General features: G+C 58.0%; 23 protein-coding genes. 13 read left to right on the top strand and 10 right to left on the bottom strand.

Features of this window, described 5'->3' with window-relative positions; genetic code table 11:
• The first annotated feature begins 302 nt into the window (after nucleotides 1-302).
• The 5 genes from OKW44_RS29295 (at nucleotide 303) to OKW44_RS29275 (ending at nucleotide 3605) form a co-directional block, all read left to right on the top strand.
• A complete protein-coding gene (locus OKW44_RS29295) occupies nucleotides 303-545 on the top strand; it encodes an excisionase family DNA-binding protein (RefSeq protein WP_018418975.1) in 243 nt (80 codons plus the stop codon).
• Nucleotides 542-1093: an HAD domain-containing protein gene (locus OKW44_RS29290; RefSeq protein ID WP_018418976.1), complete on the top strand. Its 552-nt coding sequence runs from the start codon at nucleotides 542-544 to the stop codon at nucleotides 1091-1093. Before OKW44_RS29295 ends, OKW44_RS29290 begins: the two co-directional genes overlap by 4 nt.
• 199 nt (nucleotides 1094-1292) lie before the next feature.
• On the top strand, nucleotides 1293-1724 hold the full coding sequence (locus tag OKW44_RS29285) for a DUF6088 family protein (RefSeq protein ID WP_018418977.1): 432 nt from the start codon (nucleotides 1293-1295) through the stop codon (nucleotides 1722-1724).
• A 300-nt stretch (nucleotides 1725-2024) separates the two neighbouring features.
• Entirely contained in the window at nucleotides 2025-3011 is a 987-nt protein-coding gene (locus tag OKW44_RS29280) for a hypothetical protein (protein ID WP_239499019.1), read from the top strand.
• A 12-nt stretch (nucleotides 3012-3023) separates the two neighbouring features.
• The gene (locus OKW44_RS29275) at nucleotides 3024-3605 is read left to right on the top strand and encodes a DUF2442 domain-containing protein (RefSeq protein ID WP_204357105.1); all 582 of its coding nucleotides are present in this window, start codon (nucleotides 3024-3026) and stop codon (nucleotides 3603-3605) included.
• 154 nt (nucleotides 3606-3759) lie between these two features.
• Here OKW44_RS29275 and OKW44_RS29270 read toward each other — a convergent pair whose 3' ends face one another.
• The 8 genes from OKW44_RS29270 to OKW44_RS29235 form a co-directional block, all read right to left on the bottom strand.
• Nucleotides 3760-4668 carry a LysR family transcriptional regulator gene (locus OKW44_RS29270; protein ID WP_018418979.1) on the bottom strand — a complete coding sequence of 303 codons (909 nt, stop codon included), beginning with the start codon at nucleotides 4666-4668 and terminating at the stop codon, nucleotides 3760-3762.
• 103 nt (nucleotides 4669-4771) lie between these two features.
• Complete coding sequence (iolG, locus tag OKW44_RS29265; protein WP_018418980.1) at nucleotides 4772-5764, bottom strand: inositol 2-dehydrogenase; 993 nt, start codon at nucleotides 5762-5764, stop codon at nucleotides 4772-4774.
• A gap of 63 nt (nucleotides 5765-5827) precedes the next feature.
• On the bottom strand, nucleotides 5828-6124 hold the full coding sequence (locus OKW44_RS29260) for a hypothetical protein (protein ID WP_162633913.1): 297 nt from the start codon (nucleotides 6122-6124) through the stop codon (nucleotides 5828-5830).
• An 84-nt stretch (nucleotides 6125-6208) separates the two neighbouring features.
• Complete coding sequence (locus tag OKW44_RS29255; RefSeq protein ID WP_018418981.1) at nucleotides 6209-7012, bottom strand: SDR family NAD(P)-dependent oxidoreductase; 804 nt, start codon at nucleotides 7010-7012, stop codon at nucleotides 6209-6211.
• Between the two features lie 150 nt (nucleotides 7013-7162).
• Nucleotides 7163-7447: a YciI family protein gene (locus OKW44_RS29250; RefSeq protein WP_018418982.1), complete on the bottom strand. Its 285-nt coding sequence runs from the start codon at nucleotides 7445-7447 to the stop codon at nucleotides 7163-7165.
• A gap of 55 nt (nucleotides 7448-7502) precedes the next feature.
• Nucleotides 7503-8579: a maleylacetate reductase gene (locus OKW44_RS29245; protein WP_018418983.1), complete on the bottom strand. Its 1077-nt coding sequence runs from the start codon at nucleotides 8577-8579 to the stop codon at nucleotides 7503-7505.
• Nucleotides 8566-8916, bottom strand: coding sequence for a Dabb family protein (locus OKW44_RS29240; protein WP_084754000.1), 351 nt, complete (start codon nucleotides 8914-8916; stop codon nucleotides 8566-8568). Before OKW44_RS29240 ends, OKW44_RS29245 begins: the two co-directional genes overlap by 14 nt.
• The gene (locus OKW44_RS29235) at nucleotides 8913-9794 is read right to left on the bottom strand and encodes an intradiol ring-cleavage dioxygenase (protein WP_026225541.1); all 882 of its coding nucleotides are present in this window, start codon (nucleotides 9792-9794) and stop codon (nucleotides 8913-8915) included. The genes OKW44_RS29240 and OKW44_RS29235 overlap by 4 nt, the downstream gene beginning before the upstream one ends.
• A gap of 302 nt (nucleotides 9795-10096) precedes the next feature.
• On the opposite strand from OKW44_RS29235, the gene OKW44_RS29230 reads away from it, so the two are divergent.
• The 6 genes from OKW44_RS29230 to OKW44_RS29205 all read left to right on the top strand — a co-directional run bounded on the left by OKW44_RS29230 (nucleotide 10097) and on the right by OKW44_RS29205 (nucleotide 16781).
• Complete coding sequence (locus OKW44_RS29230) at nucleotides 10097-11020, top strand: LysR family transcriptional regulator (RefSeq protein WP_026225542.1); 924 nt, start codon at nucleotides 10097-10099, stop codon at nucleotides 11018-11020.
• Between the two features lie 339 nt (nucleotides 11021-11359).
• The gene (locus OKW44_RS29225; RefSeq protein ID WP_018418987.1) at nucleotides 11360-12430 is read left to right on the top strand and encodes a zinc-binding dehydrogenase; all 1071 of its coding nucleotides are present in this window, start codon (nucleotides 11360-11362) and stop codon (nucleotides 12428-12430) included.
• Between the two features lie 56 nt (nucleotides 12431-12486).
• Nucleotides 12487-13455 (top strand): ABC transporter substrate-binding protein, encoded by a 969-nt coding sequence (locus OKW44_RS29220; protein ID WP_018418988.1) that lies wholly within the window; start codon nucleotides 12487-12489, stop codon nucleotides 13453-13455.
• A 31-nt stretch (nucleotides 13456-13486) separates the two neighbouring features.
• Nucleotides 13487-14980 carry a sugar ABC transporter ATP-binding protein gene (locus tag OKW44_RS29215; protein ID WP_018418989.1) on the top strand — a complete coding sequence of 498 codons (1494 nt, stop codon included), beginning with the start codon at nucleotides 13487-13489 and terminating at the stop codon, nucleotides 14978-14980.
• Between the two features lie 41 nt (nucleotides 14981-15021).
• Nucleotides 15022-15990 carry an ABC transporter permease gene (locus OKW44_RS29210; RefSeq protein WP_018418990.1) on the top strand — a complete coding sequence of 323 codons (969 nt, stop codon included), beginning with the start codon at nucleotides 15022-15024 and terminating at the stop codon, nucleotides 15988-15990.
• Between the two features lie 71 nt (nucleotides 15991-16061).
• Nucleotides 16062-16781, top strand: a complete 720-nt coding sequence (locus tag OKW44_RS29205; protein WP_018418991.1) for an SDR family NAD(P)-dependent oxidoreductase — start codon at nucleotides 16062-16064, stop codon at nucleotides 16779-16781.
• Nucleotides 16782-17171: 390 nt separating this feature from the next.
• Here OKW44_RS29205 and OKW44_RS29200 read toward each other — a convergent pair whose 3' ends face one another.
• Nucleotides 17172-18296, bottom strand: coding sequence for an AbiJ-NTD4 domain-containing protein (locus OKW44_RS29200; RefSeq protein ID WP_018418992.1), 1125 nt, complete (start codon nucleotides 18294-18296; stop codon nucleotides 17172-17174).
• A gap of 483 nt (nucleotides 18297-18779) precedes the next feature.
• Between OKW44_RS29200 and OKW44_RS29195 the strand changes: the two genes are divergently transcribed.
• Nucleotides 18780-19664 (top strand): hypothetical protein, encoded by an 885-nt coding sequence (locus tag OKW44_RS29195; protein ID WP_429412060.1) that lies wholly within the window; start codon nucleotides 18780-18782, stop codon nucleotides 19662-19664.
• A gap of 190 nt (nucleotides 19665-19854) precedes the next feature.
• Nucleotides 19855-20391: a hypothetical protein gene (locus OKW44_RS29190; protein WP_429412058.1), complete on the top strand. Its 537-nt coding sequence runs from the start codon at nucleotides 19855-19857 to the stop codon at nucleotides 20389-20391.
• 33 nt (nucleotides 20392-20424) lie between these two features.
• Here the strand turns inward: OKW44_RS29190 and OKW44_RS29185 are convergent, their stop codons facing one another.
• On the bottom strand, nucleotides 20425-21405 hold the full coding sequence (locus tag OKW44_RS29185) for an ABC transporter permease (RefSeq protein ID WP_018418994.1): 981 nt from the start codon (nucleotides 21403-21405) through the stop codon (nucleotides 20425-20427).
• Between the last annotated feature and the right edge of the window lie 5 nt (nucleotides 21406-21410).

The raw sequence follows: 21410 nt of genomic DNA, 5'->3' as shown, positions 1-21410 counted from the left end.
TGAAAATCACCATCGAGCTGTGCCGGCCGCATGGCCCTAGCCACGTCCTGGGGGACGCGGAAATCGAGAACGTTAGCGGTGACGAAGAGCACGCTGACTACGTAACCTCTTTCGCCAACTACGGGGACTATGCCGTCACGCTCCGTGAGGGCGCCGATGAGCACGAAGTGGGCCCAGCAACGCTGACCTCTTCCCCCCGTTTTGGCGGCACTGTTTGGGATTTCGTCGCACGCGGAGTCGCGACCGCTTCTGCCGGCAAAGAAGGGCTGCCTCCCCGCCCAGTATTCCCATGGCGGTGACCAATGAACAGCACCATGACTGTCGCAGAGGTCGCGGCACTACTGAACGTAACGCCCGCGTATGTGGTGAAGTTAATCACTGGCGGCAAATTGGGCGCAACCGCAGACACGGACGGTACACGCGCTATCACACGCACTGATGCAGAGGCGTACCGGTTGCGAGCAAGGAGACGTGGCCGCGAGGCGCTCGAAGAACTCGCGCGCGTCTCGCAGGAAGTCGGCCTGTACAACGACAAACGAAAATGAGCACTATCCCGACTCCGCTTCCGGCAGTGCCACCACCCGCCACGACTGGCGGCCTCGTTTTATACCTTGATTTTGACGGCGTTTTACACCCCGAGAATGTCTACATGCGAACGGGTCGGGGCCCTTACATAGCGTCCCCTGAGGGGCACGAGCTGTTTGAGCATGCGGAACTGCTGGAGCGCGTGCTGCTGCCATACCCCGACGTCAAGATTGTGTTGAGTACGAGTTGGGTACGCGTGTACCAAAGTGTCGCGCGAGTCGCGCGCAAATTGCCGCCTGAACTGCGAGCTCGAATAGTGGGCGCGACGTATCACGCAAGCATGGACCCGGAGACTTTTCGACGGGCGCCCCGAGGAATGCAAATATGGGCCGATGTACTGCGGCGACAGCCGACGGATTGGCTTGCCGTCGACGACGACTATCTGCACTGGCCGTCATGGGCCAAGGACAAACTTGTGAAAACTCACGAGATACTGGGTATAAGTGCGCCCGTAGTGCTCGCTGAGCTGTCCACAAAACTCGCTCTCATGCATGCGGAGCCACCATGAGCACTACAAGCTATGAGGTACCGGAGCCGCTCGTAGATACACGTGTCCGCTCGTATGTGGAGAGCATGAGTGCACTTTGCGGGCTATCGCGCTCGCATCCAGTGTGCGAAGGACAGTCAATTCAGTTTGAGGGGGCGCCGTGGGAGCCGAGCATCGCAGCACTACGCTCGCGGTTCGTTCAAGGACCGTTCCCTGTGCGATGAAACTCGAGGACCGCGTTACGCGTTCAATTGGCAGGCGCAAGGGCGCCGTGATTCTTCGTCGCGAGCTGGAACGCTTTGGAAGTCCCGCACAGCTGAGCCGCGTGTTGGCAAGACTTGTCGGCACTGGAGCGCTGGTGCGAGTCAGTCGGGGCGTCTATGCGAAGACGAGACGCAACAAATTCACCGGCGATTTAACGCCGGCCGGCACTTTGGAGTCAATTGCTGCGGAGACATTCAGGAAGCTCGGCATTGCTATCAAGCACGGGAAGCTTGGTCTGGAGTACAACTCAGGCCGCTCGACGCAGGTGCCGATGCTTGCAGTCGTCAACACGGGGAATCGTCGCATAACCCGAAAGATTCAGGTTGGACGCAGAACCTTGACGTATGAGCGCGACAGAGCATTGCGACGAAAGGAGGCAAAGCAATGAAAGTACGCGAGCTTCTCAAGTGCTTGCATGATGCAGACCCGGAGGCAGTTGTGTTGTGGCTTCAATCGTATGCTGACGCCACCGACGCAGAGGAGATTTGTTATATAGCCTGTCCGCAGGAGCCGTGGACCTGCGAGCGGCATTTGTCGACAGACGGACATTTGAGCGACGTGCACTATCCATCCGGACACGGGCCATCGCTCGGGTGGGACGAACGGACTGACCAGCAATGGTCCGAACGGGTAGTCATACTGTCCTCCAGTCCGGGAGGCCCCTATGTCTAGTGGCTGGGAAATAGCCATGCGTCGAATCGACGCGGAGTACGACCTTCCTCAATTTTTGGCGTCAGCTCTTGTGCGGAAAATCGCGGCGAACCAATTCCGGCTACCGCCGACGGAGCGCGTTAAGTTTCAGCGGCTATCCGATGAGGTGATTGCTCGCATCGAAGAAATCGTACGCGACGCATACCTCGAAGCTGGGGAGGATGTTGGCGGCGACACTGTGCGCGCGCACCTTTGGCAGCAAGCCCTAACTGCTCGACGCGATATGGTTGCAAATGGCGAATTGATTTCAGAAGCCGATTTCCGCCAACGTCTCGGCCTGCCTCGGCCGCGTCTAAGCAAATTGCTCGCAGACGGCAGCGTCTTCGCGCTGGAGGTCGAAGGTGCAGAGTACTTCCCTGTCTTGCTCGCAGACCCAGCACTTAACCAACAGCGCCTGCAGGAAATCTGCCGAGTGATTGTTCCTGCTCCATCGTGGTCTCGACTAGATTTCTTGTCGTCAAAGCGAGGAAGCTTGGGTGACCGCAGTCCTGTTGAGATGCTTGATGCTGACCATGATTTCAAACGTGCGCGCAAAGCGGCTACAGCGTGGGCAAGTAAGTGGTCGCGCACTGTCGTCAAAATGTATCAAGGCGAGCACGAGTTTGAGCCCATAGGCATTAACCCCTTATACACAGCTGCTGCAGAGATTGACCCGAGGAGGCCGATATGGACGCGCGCATCGGAAGCGCTGCATATTCACGGATACGAATGGCCACCGGGTCCATATCCTGACGTCCGAAAATTTACCCTCTTTGTTGAGCGACAAACAGTTGGACACGCTACGCCGACGCCGGAGGCTTGCGTGCAAATCTTGGTCGACGGCGAATGCATTCGCGTCCGCATCATCGCTGCCGCTGGCACTCACTTGGATTCAGAAGCTGTGCTCAGCGGCAACGCCAAGAGCTTTGTCGAAGTTGCAGAGCGAGTCATCGCTCACTCCGTCGCGAAAAGCGGAGGCCGCTAAAGGAGCGGCGTCATGATAAGTCACATACGACCGATAGCCATTGAAGTAATCGTCGACGAAAGTAATCTGACCGTCCTCCTAAAGCATGGGTGCCGGGTGCGACTTCCGTTGCGATTGTTTCCAAAATTGTGGGTGGCGGCCCCTGAGCAACGTAGCGACGTTCGCATCTCTGCCTCTGGAGCTGGTTTGAGATGGGACCAGCTCGATGAAGACATCCGCGTGAGCGCACTGCTGCATGATGCTGAACGTCGTCATCGCGACGAACGATTAACCTCGTGCGTGCCAATAGACTTTCCCTCGAACCCAACGCCTGCATTGCTGTCAGGAACGCAGCCGAAACTCGCGGGGCGGATAATTGACGGCAGGTTTGTCGTCGGCTTGACAGCGGAAGAGCGATGGGTACGTTGGGACATGTGTGAAGACTTGGCGCAGCAGTTGGTGCCAAAAACCCTACAAGATGCAGCCAAATTTCCGCAAAATTCGCACGATGTGACGCTGCGACGAATGAGGCGAGCGATTGTAGGAAAAAATTGGACGGGGGGCGCTGAAACGGACTGGCTTATGCAACGGCTGCGGGTCTTGCTCGGCTGGTGACAGCCAACTGAGCGAGGGCTCACATGGGCGTCGACATCGCGAACAAGTCGCAGTTCATCTTTGCAGGCGCTAACCGCAGGCCACACGCCTGCGCTGCAGGTGGCTTCCAACATGTGGCGAGTTCCGGTGTTCGCCGCCCGGACGCAGCGCTAAATCAATCAAGCTCGCCTTGTTCGGCTAGTGATAACAGGGTGTCGACAACATGTCGTACTTTCGGTCGCAAGTGAGCTACCTTCGGCCAAACCGCGTGCACATCGATAAGGTCACTGGAGAAATCGTCAAGCACCGACAGCAATGCTCGAGATTCCAGATGTCGCCGTAGCAGCGACATCGGCATCTGGCAAAGCCCCATACCAGCGAGAGCAGCCTCAACAATCGAGTCACCGTCGCTGATTTGATGCGTTGCAGGTGGCGATATGCGACGAGATTCGCCATTGATATTGACTCGCCACGAGAGCGGTTGACCGCGCCGATGGCCGAGGATGCAAGCGTGAAGTTCCAGGTCCTCAAGCCTACCCGGAGTTCCACGCTGTTCGAGATATTCCGGAGATGCTGCAATCACCATGCGCTGGCGGGTTAGGCGACGAGCTATCAAGCCACTTGAGCTTTGAAGTTCGCCAAAACGGATGACGAGGTCGACTCCTTCTTCTATCGGGTCTATCAAGTGGTCCGAGAAAGTCATCGTCAACTGCAAATCAGGATTCTTCTGAGCGATTTGCAGCAGGATAGGCACGAGTATCCGTCGGCCAAAGGCAGCGGGCATATCAACTCGCAAGCGGCCTGCCGGTCGCTGATGACCAGGACCGAGCGCAGTCTCTGCTGTGGAGATTTCATCGAGTGCTGAGGCACATGCCGCGAGGTAGGCTTCGCCGTCCGCAGTGAGGGAGATGCTTCGCGTTGTGCGATGGAACAGCTGTGCACCAAGACGGTCTTCCAACTTGGCAATTGCCTTCCCCACAGCAGACTTCGTCAGCCCCAGTTGCTCGGCCGCGTCGGTAAAGCTGCGCGATTTGGCGGCGGTGACGAAAATCACGACGCCGCTGAATGAATCGACCTGTGCCATGGGGCTGTCCTATTGAAGAGTATCGTTCTCCATATAGGGCTCAAAACCGGATATTGTCAACTTGAGGCGAAAGCCCCAGGCTGGTGGCTGTAGCCGTCCGCCGCTAGATTTTGACGGCGGACCCCGTGCTAGCCGCCTGGATGGCGCAGTTCGCGATTCGCAAAGCACAAATTCCGTCTCGGGGCGTCGCGGGCATCGGCGCGTCCGTTTCAAGTGCCGTCAGGAAGCTGTCCAGTTCGACTTTGTATGAGTCCGCATGTCGCTCCAGAAAGAAATTGAGAAGCGGCTCACGTGCCTCAGTCCTTTCGCTCGTCCAGCGCCGTAGACTAGACGGACGATGGTTCTCATTCAGCACCATGCCCTTTGAGCCGAAGACTTCTACACGCTGGTCGAACCCATACACCGCCTGGCGCGAACCATTGATATGACATTGCTTACCGGAAGCAGTGCGCAGCAACACCATCACGCTGTCGTAGTCCGGAAGCTCTTCCAAGCCAGGGTCGACAAGACAGTTTCCCATAGCCATCACTTCGACAGGCTCCTCGCCGAGCAACCAGCGAGCTGTGTCGAAATCGTGGATGGTCATGTCGCGGAATATTCCGCCCGAGTGCCGAAGATATTCGCGCGGAGCCAAGCCGGGGTCGCGGCTCGTAATGACAACCTGCCTCACTTCGCCCACCTCGCCGTCTTCGATGGCCCGCTTGAGTCGCATTGCGTCGGGGTCGAAGCGTCGATTGAAAGCGAGCATGACGCGACCATTGAGACGCTCGATTTCCTCCACCGCCGCGAGGGCGCGCGCGATATCAAGGTCGATGGGCTTCTCGCAGAGAACCGGCTTGCCGAGCCGAACGGCCTGTAGCGTCAAGTCAATATGTGTATCAGTCGGCGTGCCGACGATAATGGCATCAACGTCTTCACGGTCGACGACTGCCTTGCAGTCTATGGATGCGTCGCATCCAAGGTCCGTTGCAAGCACCTCGACCGCCTCCTTGTTGGGGTCGGCCACGGCGACGAGTTTCACTCGACGGTCTGCGGCGACATTGGCCGCGTGAATTTTTCCGATGCGCCCGGCACCGAGAACTGCGATACGCAACATGTGAGTCTCCTATATTTCCGTCGGCTTATCAGGCACGCCGACTACTCATTCATTTGATACGTGTCAGGACGGTTTTCGTCCGCCAACACGCGCTGTTTGCTTGCTCGACGGCGGCGCCTCGGACTGGTTCTCAGTCGACTCAACAGAGGGAACCTCAGCAATCTGTCGGCTGAGCCGAAGAATGTCATCCAGCCCAAAGTCCCGCACCTCCGGTACTCGCTCTCCGCGTGCTTTTGCTACTGCAGTCGCGATGCGAAGCGCATTTGAGCGTTCACGCATCAGTAATTCGAGAGCTTCGACCAGAAAAGTGCGCTCTCTCGGCGACACTTTCGCCCCAATCACATGGTCGTAGGAAGACATACTCTGGTCCTCAGAACAATGTAGCCGTGAAAGCGGTCGCGAAACTTCGGGATGAAACAATGCCGACAACGGGTCCTTCCGCCGTCAAATGAGACTGCGGATACTGCCGCCGTCGACACCCCAGACCGCGGACGTAACGAACGATGCGAGGTCGGAGGCCATGAAAACAATCACGTTGGCCACTTCGTCGGGTTGGCCCAAGCGCTTCAGCGGCAGCTGGCGCCGAGACAACTCGTGCTCGACCGCGTCTTTTGGAGCCATGCCATGAAACTTGCCCATCGTGTCGGCAAATCCGCCGTCTTTCGTCCAGAACGGCGTCCAGACTGGACCCGGCGCAACTGCGTTCACACGAATCTTGGGAGCTTCGGCGCGCGCGAAACCCTTTGTCAAAGCGAGCACCGCTGCCTTGGATGCAGAATAGTCAATAGGAACAGGTTCAGGCTGGCGAGCCAGGTCCGACGCGTTGTTGATAATCACGGCCTTCTCACGAGTACGCAGCACCGGCAGCAGGTATCGGCATGTGCGGACGTAGCTCATGAAATTGAGATTCATCGTGAAGTCCCATTCCTCGTCCGAAAGTTCTTCGAACGTGCGGACCTTCCTAGCGCCAACGTTGTTGACGAGGATGTCCACCTGGCCGTTATGTGACTTCAGGGCCGCGTCAACACCGCCTTTGACACCATCGGCCGTGGACAAATCTGCCTGTGCAATCGTGACGTTAGCGCCAAACGAGCGCAACTCCGACTCGGTTTCTTTGAGCGCATTCGCATCGATGTCAATAAGGCAAAGACGTGCGCCTTCGCGTGCGAAGCCCAGCGCTGTGGCGCGTCCGATGCCTTGCGCCCCGCCTGTGATGAGCACAATCTTTCCTTCGAGGCCTGTCTCCATGATGTCTCCGTTTGATGTTCTGGACTTTGTGAGCGCCCAAGCAATCGACGACGTTTTCCTTCATTGAAGTCGTCTGCTTTTCGAGGACGAGCGCGAGCCGCGCCTCGCAGTTTCGAGGCAGCAATTAAACGACGCCGCGATACGACGGATTTAGCGGTTGTCGACCCGCTTGATGAACGGCCTGATGTCGACCGTGTCCCAAATTCCCGCCTTGTTGAACGGGTCTGCTTCTACGAAATTCTTAATTTCTTCGATGCCATCAGCTTCGTAGAGAAAGAAGCTGCCAATCATCGTCTGACCATCAGCCTTCGTCAGCGGGCCAGAGATGAGTGTCTTTACAGGTGCCGTTTGCAGATAGGCCTTGTGTGCGTCATAGTTTTCAAGGCGGCGCTCGACCATGTTGGGGTGGTCAAGACAGTAGACAGTGAAGTTCATTTTCCTCTCCTTGCTTCGATTCAGGCGTTCGAACACGTTTCCTTTCTTGCGCGCTTCAGCTCGTCACTGCACGCGGTGCGACACCGTCGAAGGCATCCTGTAAAAGCTCAAGTAGAGCTTCGCGTTCAATTTGCCGCGGATTCCAGTAGGGATTCGAGCTGGCTATATCGGCGGCCTTCGTGACGTCCTCGGCCGACATGCCGATGTCCTTGAGAGCCAAAGGTGCGCCGCAGCGCTTGGCAAGTTCATAGACACCCAGCGCAGCGTCGCCCGAGCCAAGCGCGCGAGCAATGCGATGCATCGCTTCCGGTGCGGCCTGCCGGTTGTAAGCGAGCGCATGCGGCAGGACGATGGTGTGCGTCTGCGCGTGGGGAAGGTTGAAGCTTCCGCCGAGCGTGTGACACAACTTGTGGTGAAGCGCCATTCCGACGCTGCCAAGGACCATTCCGCAGAGCCACGCGCCGTATTGGGCGTCCGAACGGGCTTCGATGTTCTGCGAGTTGGCGACGATTGCTGGCAATGCACGAGCGAGAGCAGCGATGCCTTCTTCGGCCATCAAACTCGTGACAGGGTTTGCATCGCGCGAATACAAAGCTTCGGCAGCGTGTGCGATTGCGTTGATGCCGCTCGTGACCGACAGCGCGACCGGAAGCGACATCGTCAGGTCCGCATCGTAAATGACTGTCTTTGGCAACACGCGCAGGTCCATACCTGTCTTCTTCAGCCCGGCATCAGTGATGCCATAGATAGGCGTCATTTCGCTGCCCGCATAAGTCGTCGGTACCGCGAGAATCGGCAGGTCTGACTCGAGCGCAATAGCCTTCCCCAGACCTATCGTCGAGCCGCCTCCAACAGCTATCGCGCAGTCGGCCTTCAGTTCCCTCGCGAGGGCGCGAGCTTCCTTGGCCAACTCGAGTGGCACGTGCATGACCGCGCGGTCGAAAACGGCAGCGGCGCGCGACCCGAGGCGCGCAGCGACGGCTTCGCCCGTCTCCTTCTGCTCCGGGCTACACAGAATGAGTGCTCGCTCGGAATTCAGCTGAAGCACTTCGCGCTCAAGGTGCTGCAAACTGCCCGGGCCAAACACAACCCGGCCGGCACGTGCCTGATAAACAAACTCACGCTTTTGCATTAAGTAACTCCGCTGTACGCTCGAAACTTAGACCGACATCGGCGTGGTAGTCGACCTGGAACCGTTCGGTGCGCAGGTCACCGAGTTCATTACGCACGCGCAGATGTTCGGGATGAGACGCATATGCTTCCAACGCTTCCCAAGAGTCGAATTCGGTGACGAGAACTGCATCACAAGCGTAAGCGACCTGGCTGTCATCAAGTCCGACCTCGAGGTGCCGCATCCCGGGGATGCGGCCACGCAGACCCTCGAAACTGGTCTTGACGAGGTTAGATGCAGCTAGGCGCTCCGCGGGCGTGTCACCACGGACTCGCCACATCACGATATGCCGAATCATGCGTGAACCTCCGAAGGGTTAAGCACGAAGTCGTATTCAAGCGAATACCACGGGACCGTCATTTCCCGGCCATTCGGCGCCACACCCGGCTCGTGGCGCTTCCATTCGGAAATCAGCGATGAGCGAACCCCGAACACGACGTCCGAATCGAGATACTGGTCCCCATCACGAAACACATGCGTGATGAGCGTTTGGTAACCCGGCGCTTCAATCATGAAGTGCAGGTGAGCAGGCCGCCACGGATGCCGACCGGTAGCCGCCAACATGCGACCAACAGGCCCATCGTGCGGGATGGGATACGCTTCGGCGAGAATCGAGCGGAAGCTGAAAAAACCTTCGGCGTCGGCCTTCAATCGACCGCGGGCACGGTGGATGGCGTTGCCTGCCTCGTCGAGGTTCTGGACGTCATAGAACCCGTCCTCGTCCGATTGCCAGACGTCAATTTGCGCATTCGCGATGCTTTCGCCATCTGCGCCGCGAACCTGCCCCTTCACATAGCAGGGCGCACCCTTCGCACCGTTCGAGATGTCGTCGCCGTTGCTATAGAGGGGCGCTCCCTCCACATAGAATGGCCCGAAGACGGTTGCTTCCGTGCAATTCGACGGCTTCCGGTTGTTCTGCGACATGACCAGCATGGAAAGGCCGAGCGTGTCGGACAGCAGGATGAACTCCTGCCGTTTGTCATCGGTGATGTGACCTACTTCCGTCAGAAACTTGATTGCCTTGAACCACTCGTCCTCGGTGAGATGAACGTCGCGGGCAAAGGCATGGAGGTGTTGAACCAGGCTCGTCATTACGGTCCTCAATCTCGCGTCCGTGCAGTCTGCGAATGAGGCGATGGCGGCTTGAGTAATGGTGTCTTCGTTGATGTTGCGCATCGTGCGTGTCTCCGTTGTGCGCTCAGGCGTCTGAGAACGAAAGGTAAAGGGTCAACCGGGTAAATAAAATGCCTCGAAGTGAAATGACATTTCCACCCTCCGGAAGAATCGGCCCGCCTGCCGCAATTCAGGCCTTCACGGCACTTTTGCCCGTTCGTGCTCGCTTCTCGATTGTAGAAAGTGATTCTACAAATCGACTACCTGAAGTCGGTTTATCAGTCCTCCCTTCTACGGCATATTTGGTCCCGAAGGCGTGGAAGAATCCCTTCCGATTTTTCCAGCAGGACTCGATGAGGTAGATGATGGACCGCTGGACGCAACTGCAGTTGTTCGTGCTCACTGCCGATTTGGGCAGCCTGTCGAAGGCTGCGGAGCAGCTCGACATGTCAAACGCCGCCGCCAGCCGCACCCTAAGTTCGCTGGAAGAGCGCCTCGGCGCGAGATTGATAGAACGGACGACGCGGCGCATGTGGCTCACTGACGCCGGTCGTGAATATCATCGTCGCTGCACCGCGGTTATCTCTGAACTGTCCGAGGCTGACTCGATTGCTTCCGAAGAAGCGGTCAGTCCGAAGGGCGTTCTTCGCGTGACGAGTTCCGTGTCATTCGCAATGATGCACATCGCTCCATCGCTTCCCGAGTTCCTCAAGCGCTATCCCAACCTGTCGGTGCAAATCGTCGCGGCGAATCAGTACCAGAACTTCATCGAAGCCGGGATAGACATCGCCATTCGCACCAAGGAGCACGAGGGAGACTCGGGCATCACCATTCGTCGTCTTGCTGAGACCCGGCGAGTGCTGGCGGCGTCACCGGCTTACCTCGCCGCTCACGGTCGTCCTCAGAACCCGGAGGACCTGGAGCAGCACAACATGCTCGTCTACAACCTCGCCGTTGACCCGTGTCTGCTTCACCTGCGTCGCGGAAAGGAAGAACGCAATATCGCCATCACCAGTGCCCTGGACTCAAACGAAGGCCAGGTCATCGTGGCGGCCGGACGGGCGGGACTCGGAATTGTCGTGCAGCCCCTTTACATCATTCACGATGACATCGTGTCGGGGCGCCTCGTTCCAGTACTCGAAGACTGGCAGCTGCCGCGTCTGACCATCAACCTGGCTTATCAAAGCAGGCGTTACCAGCCGGCGAAAATCAGAGTTTTCACCGAGTTCCTCATCGAGCGCGTGAAGAATCTCAATCTCGAGGAACGATGGATGACCTTTGCGACTTGAAGCAGGCCGGGACCTCGGGGCTTCGCCGACCCGAAGCCCATTAACGTGTACCGATATTTCCGCCTGGTGGAAATATGATTTCGGCATCAGGCATGTTTCCCGATGGAAGGCGGCCATACCCTATAAAAACAAAATCCCGCTCAGGGAACCGAAGCCCATGATGCCCAGGAGACACCTATGAACTATCCAATCCTTCTCGCCTCGCCACCGAGCGCTCCCTCTGCACCCCTTCGCTCATAGCCGGCCGGGTAGCAAATCTACAGCGCACGCTTTTTGTTGCGGAAGACCATTTCGGTCTTGTCCGACTGGTGACCTGTTGTCTTCATTTTGAGGATAGAGATGAAAGCCGTCCGATTCCATGGCAAGCACGACCTTCGCATTGACGACGTCAAAGAACCCGGCGACCTCAAGTCCGACCAGGTCCTTGTACGTGCCACTTTCTGCGGCATCTGTGGCACGGACCTTCACGAGTACGACCACGGACCTACCTGGACCTCCGCAGAATCGAACCCATACAGCGGCGCGGCGCTTCCACAAATTCTTGGACACGAGTTCTCCGGCGAGGTACTCGCGGTCGGCAACGCCGTGACGAACGTCTCACCGGGTGACCGCGTTTCCATTCAACCGCAGATTGGGCCTCGCGAAGACTATTTCGGCCGTCGCAATCTACCATTCCTCGGCCCAAAAGCTTCGGTCGTAGATCTGAGTTGGCCATGGGGTGGCATGGCAGAAAAAGCCATCATCCAGGAATCAAACGCAATCGTGCTGCCACCGGACATCACGGACCAGCAAGGCGCACTTGTCGAACCTGCTGCCGTGGGTGTACACGCGGTCGACCGTTCAGGCATCAAGCCTGGGGACAGCATCCTCATCACCGGAGCGGGGACCATCGGCGCGATGGTGGCCCTGGCTGCGCGGGCGTCCGGGGTCACGAACATCTTCGTAAGCGAGCCGAATGCAAACCGTCGCGAACGGTTTCAGCGCATGGACATCGGGGTAACCGTTTTCGACCCTCTGTCCACTGACATCACATCCCGGGTTCGCGGCATGACTTTCGAAGGCATCGGCGTGGATGCCGCCATCGAATGTTCAGGCAACGGCCGAGCATTCAACACCTGCACCGACGCGGTCCGCGCACAAGGCGTGGTCGTTCAGGTCGGACTGATGCCGGGAAAGATTGAGGCGGACCCGTTCCGTTGGACCGTCAAGGACCTCACCATCAGGGGCTCGCTGAACTACCCCCTAACCATCTGGCCGCGCATTTTCTCGATGATGCGTGGCGGACTCTTTCCGGTCGAGAAAGTCGTCGATGCAGAAGTCGATATGCACGATGTCAAAGAGCGAGGGTTTGACGCATTGCTCGCGCCCGGAAGCGCAAAGCTGAAGATTCTCGTCAGCATTAACCGATGAGCTAAACGTCAGTTGCTCAAAGCAATCACATAAGCGTATTACTGAAGGAGACAAACATGAAAGCATTCATTGCAAGCGTTGCTGCTATGGCCACGGTATTGGTGTCACCGAACCTGGTGGCGGCGCCGACCATGACAATCCCCGTCATCGTGAAGAACACGAGCGTGCCGTTCTGGCAAGCCGTCTTCGCCGGTGCATGCACGGCCGGAAAGAAATATGGCGTCACGGTGCCCAGACTTGGCGCAAGCAGCGAGGCAGACATGTCCGGACAAATCGGCATTTTCGAGAACGCTGTCTCGGGAAAACCGGCGGCCGTCGTGATTACCCCGGTCTCCGCTGAGGCGCTCGGACCGGCCATCGACGAAGCCGCGACAAAGGTTCCGGTCGTCGTAGCTGACACGCCTTCGAACTCCAAGAAAGTTGCCGCGACTGTGATGACGGACAACGTCGCTGCCGGTCGCCTGGGCGCGGACACCCTTGCGCAGGAGATTCAGAAGAAGTACGGCAAAGCCGAAGGCCAAGTTGCGATTCTCCAGTTCCTACCAGGCGTGAAGTCCGTTCAGGACCGTGTCGACGGTTTCAAGGATGAAATGGCCAAAAAGTACCCGGGCATCAAGGTGGTCACGACCCGTATCGGCGACGGGTCCGTAACCGGTTCTCTCAACACCACGCTTGACGTGCTTTCGACGTTTCCGCAGCTCCGTGGGATTTTTGGCGACACCTTTTACAGTGGGCTCGGGGTCGGCCAAGGTATCGCAGAGACGCACGCGAAAGACCGTGTGATGGGGGTCACCGTCGACTCGACCGATGAACTCGTCAAGCTGGTTCGCAGCGGCGACATGAAGGCGATGATTGTGCAAGACCCATTCCAGATGGGCTACCTGTCCATTGAGGCCGCGGTCAAGAAGGTCAAGGGCGAAAAAGTCAACACCTTCATTGACACCGGAGCCCACGTCATACGCACCGCCGACCTCGACACACCCGAAGGAAAGCGCCTGCTCAATCCGGACCTCAGCTGCCGGTGAAGACCCGGCAACGATAACAGGGAGAAGCGCCATGAACGAACCTCTGTTCACGCTACGCGGATTGAGCAAGGTCTATCCAGGTACGACCGCACTGAAGTCGATAGACCTCGAGCTCCGCAAGGGCGAAATCCATGCAATCGTAGGTGAGAACGGGGCTGGAAAGTCGACGCTCATCAAGATACTCACCGGCGCCGTGCAGAAGACCACGGGGTCGCTCGTGTGGGAAGGCACACCAGTCGAGTTCGACGGTCCGTTGGATGCGTTGAAGCTTGGCATCGCTGCGATTCATCAAGAGGTAGTTCTTTGCCCGCATCTAAGCGTTGCCGCAAATCTCTACCTCGGCCATGAAGAGACAAAACTCGGCATGATGCGCCGGCGCAAGATGCTCGTCGACGGTCGTGCCTTGCTCAAACGCGTCGGCTTCGACATCGACGCGTCGCGACGGCTCGGTGATTTGACGATAGGACAGCAGCAGCTTGTGGCGACTGCTCGAGCTGCTGCGGGCGATACGCGACTCATCATCTTCGATGAGCCGACTGCCTACCTGACGCGAAGCGAGACCGACCAGTTGTTCAAGCTTGTTCGAGAACTGAATGGGCGCGGCGTGACGGTGGTGTATATCAGCCATCGCATGGAGGAGATTCTCGAGCTTGCGGACCGCGCCAGCGTGATGCGCGACGGCAGCCTCATCTCGACGCATCAGGTGAAAGGTGTTGATGCGGCGCCACTCTCGGCCCGGCTAGTCAAAGACATGGTCGCGCGCGAGTTGGCAGACGTCCACTTCAAGGCGAAGGTTCCTATCGGCGAAGAACTCATCAAGGTCGAAGGGCTATCGGGGAAAGGATTCGAAGACATATCCCTGACAGTGCGCCGCGGAGAAATCGTCGGGCTCTATGGGCTGATTGGCTCCGGTCGGAGCGAGTTTGTCGAGACTGTCTTCGGCCGTCGAAAGCAAATAGCCGGCGCGGTCAAGTGGCGCGGAGAGTCGTTGCGTATCAGGTCTGAGCGAGATGCGGTCAAGGCAGGCATCGCGCTGCTGCCCGAGAGCCGCCGGGACCAAGGGCTATGTCTCAATCTGTCGGTTCGATTGAATCTCAATCTGGCCAGTTATCCGTCGATTTCACTCGGAGGTCTGCTGCGTCGAGGTGACGAACGCAAGAACGCCAGCGACCAGGTCAAGGCGCTTTCTATCCGCACACCTGGCATCGAAGTCAACGCGTCGTCGCTTTCCGGAGGCAACCAACAGAAGCTCGTGCTTGGCAAGTGGCTGATTCCGGGTGCCGACCTCTTCATCGTGGACGAGCCGACCGTCGGAGTCGACGTCGGGGCCAAGAGCGAAATCTACAAGCTCTTTGCAAAGCTGCTAGCGGACGGGGCCGGAATCATCCTGATTTCGTCCTATCTGCCCGAGGTCTACGACCTCGCGGACATGCTGCACGTTTTCCGCAAGGGAAAGCTGGCGGCCAGCGCTCATCCTGGCTCAACTTCCCACGAAGCGATTCTCGCCGCCGCAATCGGCGCTTGATGGCTTCACAACCAAATCTTTGGATTTACTCGAGGATGAAAATGTCGACCATTCAATCTCCCGCGACGATGTCTCGGCTCGGTCGGATGACCTGGCTGCTGGACCTCACACTCTTTCTCGTCCTCGTGCTCTTATGGATAGGACTGTCGTTAGCGACCCCGAACTTCCTCACGGAAGAAAACATCACGAACCTCCTCCGGCAAGTCTCCTTCTGGGCCATCATCGCCATCGGACAGACATTCGTGATGATTACCGCTGGCATCGACCTCTCTGTCGGTGCTGTCGTGGGTCTTTCTTCTGTTGTGGTCTCGATGCTGATTAAGAGTGGCATGCCCATCAGCGCCGCGATTGTCCTGACTTTGCTGATTGGAGTCGTGATTGGCGGGTTCCATGGATTTTGCACCACCAAACTCGGCCTCCCGCCTTTTATCACCACGCTGGCAACTCTCACGTCGTTGCGCGGGTTCACGCTCCTGATAACCCGGGGCGAGCCCGTAGCGGGACTACCCATGGCGTTCACGTCATTCGCACGCGGTTCGTTCCTGGGTGTTCCGACGCTTTTCTGGACGGTTCTGGTCGTAGCGGTCCCTGGATACTTCCTCCTGCATCGTTCCCGGTGGGGCCGCTACCTCTTTGCCGTCGGTTCGAACAAAGAGGCCGTTCGTCTGTCTGGTGTGAACGTGCCCCTCGTTATTTACGTGGCCTACATAGTCTCGGCCGTATGTGCGGCGCTCGTCGGCATTCTCGTTGCAAGTCGCCTCAGCATTGGCATGGCAACCACCGGCGAGGGCTGGGAACTGCAGTCGATTGCTTCGGCCGTCATCGGTGGAGCAAGTCTTTTTGGCGCAGTCGGAAACATCCAGGGTCCGATTATCGGAGCAGCCCTTCTCACTACGCTTGCTCAGGGCGCGAACCTTCTGAACATCGACCCGTTCTGGCAACGAATCGTGACTGGCATCCTCATTATCGTCATCGTGTTCCTCGACCAGATGCGCCGCAGGGGCCGCTAGAACCGTAACCGAGGCGCTTGACGCCTCCACCCTGGACAAAAGAAACCGTAGACGCTGAACCGGAGATGAATATGGACAGACTTAAAGGCAAAGTAGCTCTCGTCACGGGAGCAGCGCAGGGAATTGGCCTGGCTGTGGCACAGGCATTTGCACGAGAGGGAGCGACAGTAATCGCCGGAGACATTAAACCCGGAGCCGCGACGGACGGGGTTGAGCATGTGAAGCTCGACGTTTCGTTGAACGATGACTGGATTCGCGTCGTTGATGGAATTCTTACGAAACACGGACGCATTGATGTCCTTGTCAACAACGCTGGCATTGTGGAGTGCTACGAGCCGGTACACGGAACTGACAGGGAAAGCTGGGACCGCGTTCTCGCCGTGAATCTCACGGGAAGCTTCCTTGGTATGCAGGCCGTCCTGCCGTCAATGCGAGCCGTCAAGCATGGCTCGATTATCAACTTCTCTTCGATTTGGGGAAACGTGGGTGTGCCTGGGGCCGCAGCGTACAACGCAGCTAAGGGCGGTGTCCGGAACATGACCAAGAATGCCGCCGTAACGTACGCGCCTGAGAATATTCGCGTGAACTCAGTGCATCCCGGCCTTATTCGTACACCGCTTGTTGACGCTCAGTCCGACGACATGAATGCGGGAATCATCAAGAGCACGCCGATGGGTCGGATGGGAACTCCGGAGGAAGTGGCTGCCGGATGCGTGTTCCTTGCCAGCGACGAGGCTTCCTTCATAACGGGAAGCGAATTGGTCATCGACGGCGGATACCTCGCCCAGTAGTCATCGAACGGCCTGAATCAAGTAGGCGGTGAGTGGATAGAGAGTCCCACCGTATCAGCAGTTCGCTGGCGTCGTCGGAGGGCCGCGGGCTACCAAATCTTTTCTAAGAGCCCCAACACCAGTTGTCGGGGCCTCCCTATCTGCTCCGCGCGGTCACATAATCACCGCGCCTTTGTCACCATAGCCAATCGGAGCGACCGCCATCTGCGCGAGGAACGGCGTAATGGTCCGCGAGCCTTTGAAGGATGACTCGCCACTTTGCAGCCACGCGCCACGCCGGCGCTCGACGAATGCGCGCCCGCATGCATCAGCGCTGTTCGGCCGTATTCCGTTTCCCTCGACCAGCGGTTGTCGCCGGGCCGCAAGGAGAAGTGCGTCGCAAACCTTCGTTCACTGCGGCGAGCGGCAGGTTTCTCCACGCACGGGTGCGTGTCGATTCGTAGTGGTGGGGTACCTGATTGAAAGCAGCCCAAAAGCTGTGAATCCTCTCCTCCGCCAAAGACTCGCCGTACCGTGCTCCGGGTTAGCCGCTCCAATGCCCACGCAGCGACTGTCGAGGAACCTGGTAGAACACGATTCTTCCGCGTGTGCGTGTATAACTGCTGATTTGCACTGAATCCTGACTGACGGGCTCAGGTTGGTCCTCACAAGATTGTCGATGTAGGCACTAGCGCCATTTTCCTTGCCACGAGTCCAGCCTTTGGTATCCGACACTATTTTGATAGCGCTCTCGAGCGCTTTTCCGGCGAAAAATGCCGGGTCCTTGTCGTTGGAATCGCGACGGTCAAGTGCTTCAGCCATGTCAATGCTCACGTTTTCCCACACAGGAGACGCGACGAGACGCCAGAAGGGAGAAGCAATCTCGCGCTCGATGACCTCGTCGGTAGCTACTTGGACGAATCCGTTGTGAAACGTCAACGGAGCACCCGCTCGACGGAACCGCTCGTTGAGCTCTTCGACCTGCCTTTGGAAGGTCTGATTCAGCGACGCATTTTGCGCCCGAACTCCGTCCTCCGCGAGCCCCGGCACGCGAAGGCCTTGCCGCGCAGTCGGGCGGAGCTTCGCTGCGAGCAGAGCTTGTGGGAGGTCCGCGTTTGCTTTGGCTACCTCATCGTGGCGCAGGCGCATGACCAGTTCAATGAAGCTCACCCGCTCCTTAATGTAGGGGTCAGCGTTGGAAAGACCAACCTGCGGCATGGCGTTTACGAATTGCTCGCACACGTAGTCGTAGGTCCAATAGCCAGACTGATGCCAATCCTGACCCATCGGTCCTTTTGTCGTAAACGAATAGTGGCGCTGCGCCAATTCGTTCACACCTAACTCTCGAGCGAGGCGATTGTGAGCTTCTTGCCACTTGGCTTCGTTCGCCTCGACCTTTTTACCCGAGCCGTCGAATACTGTGTATATCTCTTTCGCGAGGGCGATTGTTTGATTGAGGAGGCGACGCTCGGCCTCGGTATATTGGGACCAAACCCGATACTTCGTATATCGATAGGCAAAGATGTCGGTCAGCATGTCGGCAGGTTTTCCTTCTGGATTTGAAATTGCTCTGGCGCGGAGTCAACGTCAAAATCAAGCTATGGCATGAATGCTAAGCTATCCGCGAAACGAACGGTTGCCATTCCTTTGAATCCATATAAGCACACACCCGTCGCCGAAGTTGTTTTCCAGGCGCTAAACCATCTGCAGTGCCACTGCGGTCGCTTCATCCCCGCCATGCAGAGCGCGGCAATGCCGCGCTTCGCACCGGATTTCCCCAGAGGGCCCATGCCCGTTCGCACGGAACGGTTGTGGGATTGTTCCGCTGCTCGGAAGCCGCCGTGCTCACAATACAGGCGGGCACCACGATGCTGACTACGACGTACGTCCGACAGCACACTCGTGTTCCAGGGAGCGAAGATTTATTTTCATACTCGGTGTGGTTGTCCTGATGAGGTGTAGGGAGGCGCGCAGCGCTAGAATGCCGCCACAATCATGTGCATGGGCCGCGGAAGCCAGATGGGAACAAACACAAGAGACGACTTCAGTCAGCCGGTGAAGCAGATGCTCGCCGAACGCGTCAACTTCCATTGCTCGGTCTGCGACGCGCCGACTCTGGGGTCAAAAACCGGGACAACGGACAAGAGGTTTTCGGTCGGCAAGGCGGCGCACATCAAGGCCGCCGCGAAGAACGGTCCGCGTTACGACAAGAATCAGACGCCGGCCGAGCGCAAATCCATTGAAAATGGTGTGTGGGCGTGCGCCACCTGCGCGGACATCATCGACCGCGACGCCGAAGCGTATTCGGTGGCAGACTTACTCCGCATCAAGACGGACGCTGAGTGGGTCGCAAACATAAGAGCAGGCAAACCACCTGGCAGCGAGGTGTCAGCATTGACGAACCCCACCGCAATCAAGCGAGCGGTGGACGTGTTTTGCAGTCGGGAGTCGGCGCGCCAAGAGCGCATCGACCCGCGCTTCAAGGTCGGTATGCGCATGGGCGAGTCGGGCCCCATGTACGAGGTCACGGCAAAGGAGACAGTTGAAGCCCGGCTCGTGGTCACCGCCGAGGACAACGAGCGCAAAGTCCAGGCACTACGCGAATTTTTCAACTATGGCGGCAACTTGATGCTGGACGGCGCGGACCTTCGGATGGAAGGCTCCCCCCTATTTCGGACGGACGAGGTAGCCGCCACTCGCTGGCAGCTATCGTCAACCCTACGCCCGGTCACGATGACAGTTGTGGTGGCGGAGAGGTCAAGCTCGCCGCTGTATATCGAGTTCGCCGGTAACGGCTCCCGAGGCAATAAAGGTGCGAAGTTCCAAGGTACGGCGTTCGGCGGAATGCTCACGGCAACCCTGACCGCCGACTACTCGGGGCGCTTTAACCGACTTCACATTTAACATCAATACCCAGCAGTGGGCGAGCAAGCCGGTTCGCCGGCTACCCCATTTCTCTCGTCTGCAGCAGATTGTCCAGCTTCTCACGGCGCCGACTCGAGTTCAAATCCTATGCACGCACGAAGGCCTCGAATCTGAATTCGGGACGGGTCTATTCGATGGACGTGAAACATTTCGGCCATTGCGCGCGCTTTTGGATGAAATCTCGGTTATTCGGCGACTTGATGCTTTCTTCGAGCTGAACCTCGCGTTGCCTGCCGACATCAGCGACGTACTGCTCCTCCAATGCGACATGGCCTGGCTGCTCGGTTTGATTAGCCTCGAAACCTCCGCAGAGACCGAAGTCAACTTTCTCGCGGCGTCGTCCGACCAAGCCATGCCGTTGAAGGCTATCCTCGCAAATCAGACGCCGGAGGCAATGACGCTCAAACACCGCATCGACCTGGAAATCTATGGCCGTAGCTATGGTCCTTTTGACCTGGAGGTGTCATGCCCGGCAGTCGGTATCCACGTGGTTGGACCGGCGAACATCGAGCCGGGGATGTCGGTCGAACTAGCGATGCGTGCCGTCGAAGGTAACCACTGGACACCTCGCCTTGTCCATAGGCCTGCTGGGCTTACGATTTTCGAGCAGGCCCCTCCAGCTACGGGTAGCGTCGCGTGGAGTCTCGGGGCACAGGACGGCACGTCTGTTCTAGATTGGCTCCCCAAAAAAATGACCGACGCGTGAAAAGCGCGTCGGCCTTGCAACAGCATCGTTTCGCTAAACCGCGGTGGCCGCCTTTCGCCGAACGAATCGTTCGAGCGGCGCCGCCAATACCGCGCCCAGGCGCCCATCGAGCAGAACCACAATCAGAAGCAACAGTCCGTTGACGAGAAGAATCTGGGTAGACGTGGCATTCAACAGGCCGAGCCCATTGTTCAGCACCGTAAGAATCAGAACGCCCATTGCTACACCGAGCGGCGAGCCGATACCTCCGCCCAACGCAACACCGCCGACAATCGCGGCCGAAGCCGCCTGAAGCAGGATATTGCTTCCCATCGTTGCTGACGCAGTCGCCAGGCTCAGCGAGAGAAGGCCTCCGCCAAGTGCCGACAGTCCGCCGGAGATGACGAAACCGACTGTCAACGCCTTACCCACACGCGCGCCACTCTGAATTGCTGCTTTTCGATGACCACCTGACGCATAGATGTCGCGGCCGAGGGTGGTGTAGCGTAAGAAGAGCGACACGACGATGAAACAGACGATTGTGATGAGGCTACGGGGAGAAAAGATTCCCGCGACGTTCTGGTCAAGGAAGTCACTTACGTCGAGGTTGGCGTAACTCAATACGCGACCACCCGCAATCCAGTAGCCGACGCCGGTAAGGAACATCATGGAGCCGACTGTCGTCACGAGCGAGGATACACCGAGCCACGGCAGCAGCGCCGCGTTAGCGACGCCGACCACCACGCCAAAGATGATTGCGTACAGTATGCCGAGCATCGCACTATCGCCACCGAACTTCACCGTGATAAGGCCGGCAACTGTCGAGATTGCAGCGACGCTTAGGTCGAACTCGCCCGCAATCATCGTGACTGAAAGGCCGAGCGCGATGATGCCGAGGAACGCGAACGCCTGGAAAATTGCGTAGAGGTTCGCCTGCGAGAAATAGTGGTCGACGCAGAGACCGAAGATAACAGGCATTCCCACGAGCAGTACGAGGCGGATGGCCAAATTGAGAAGTCGTTGAGACTGTTCCATTTTCA

It is taken from the genome of Paraburkholderia lebeckiae (assembly GCF_050436325.1).
GTDB lineage: Bacteria > Pseudomonadota > Gammaproteobacteria > Burkholderiales > Burkholderiaceae > Paraburkholderia > Paraburkholderia tuberum.
This window is presented reverse-complemented; position numbering and strand designations above follow the sequence as displayed.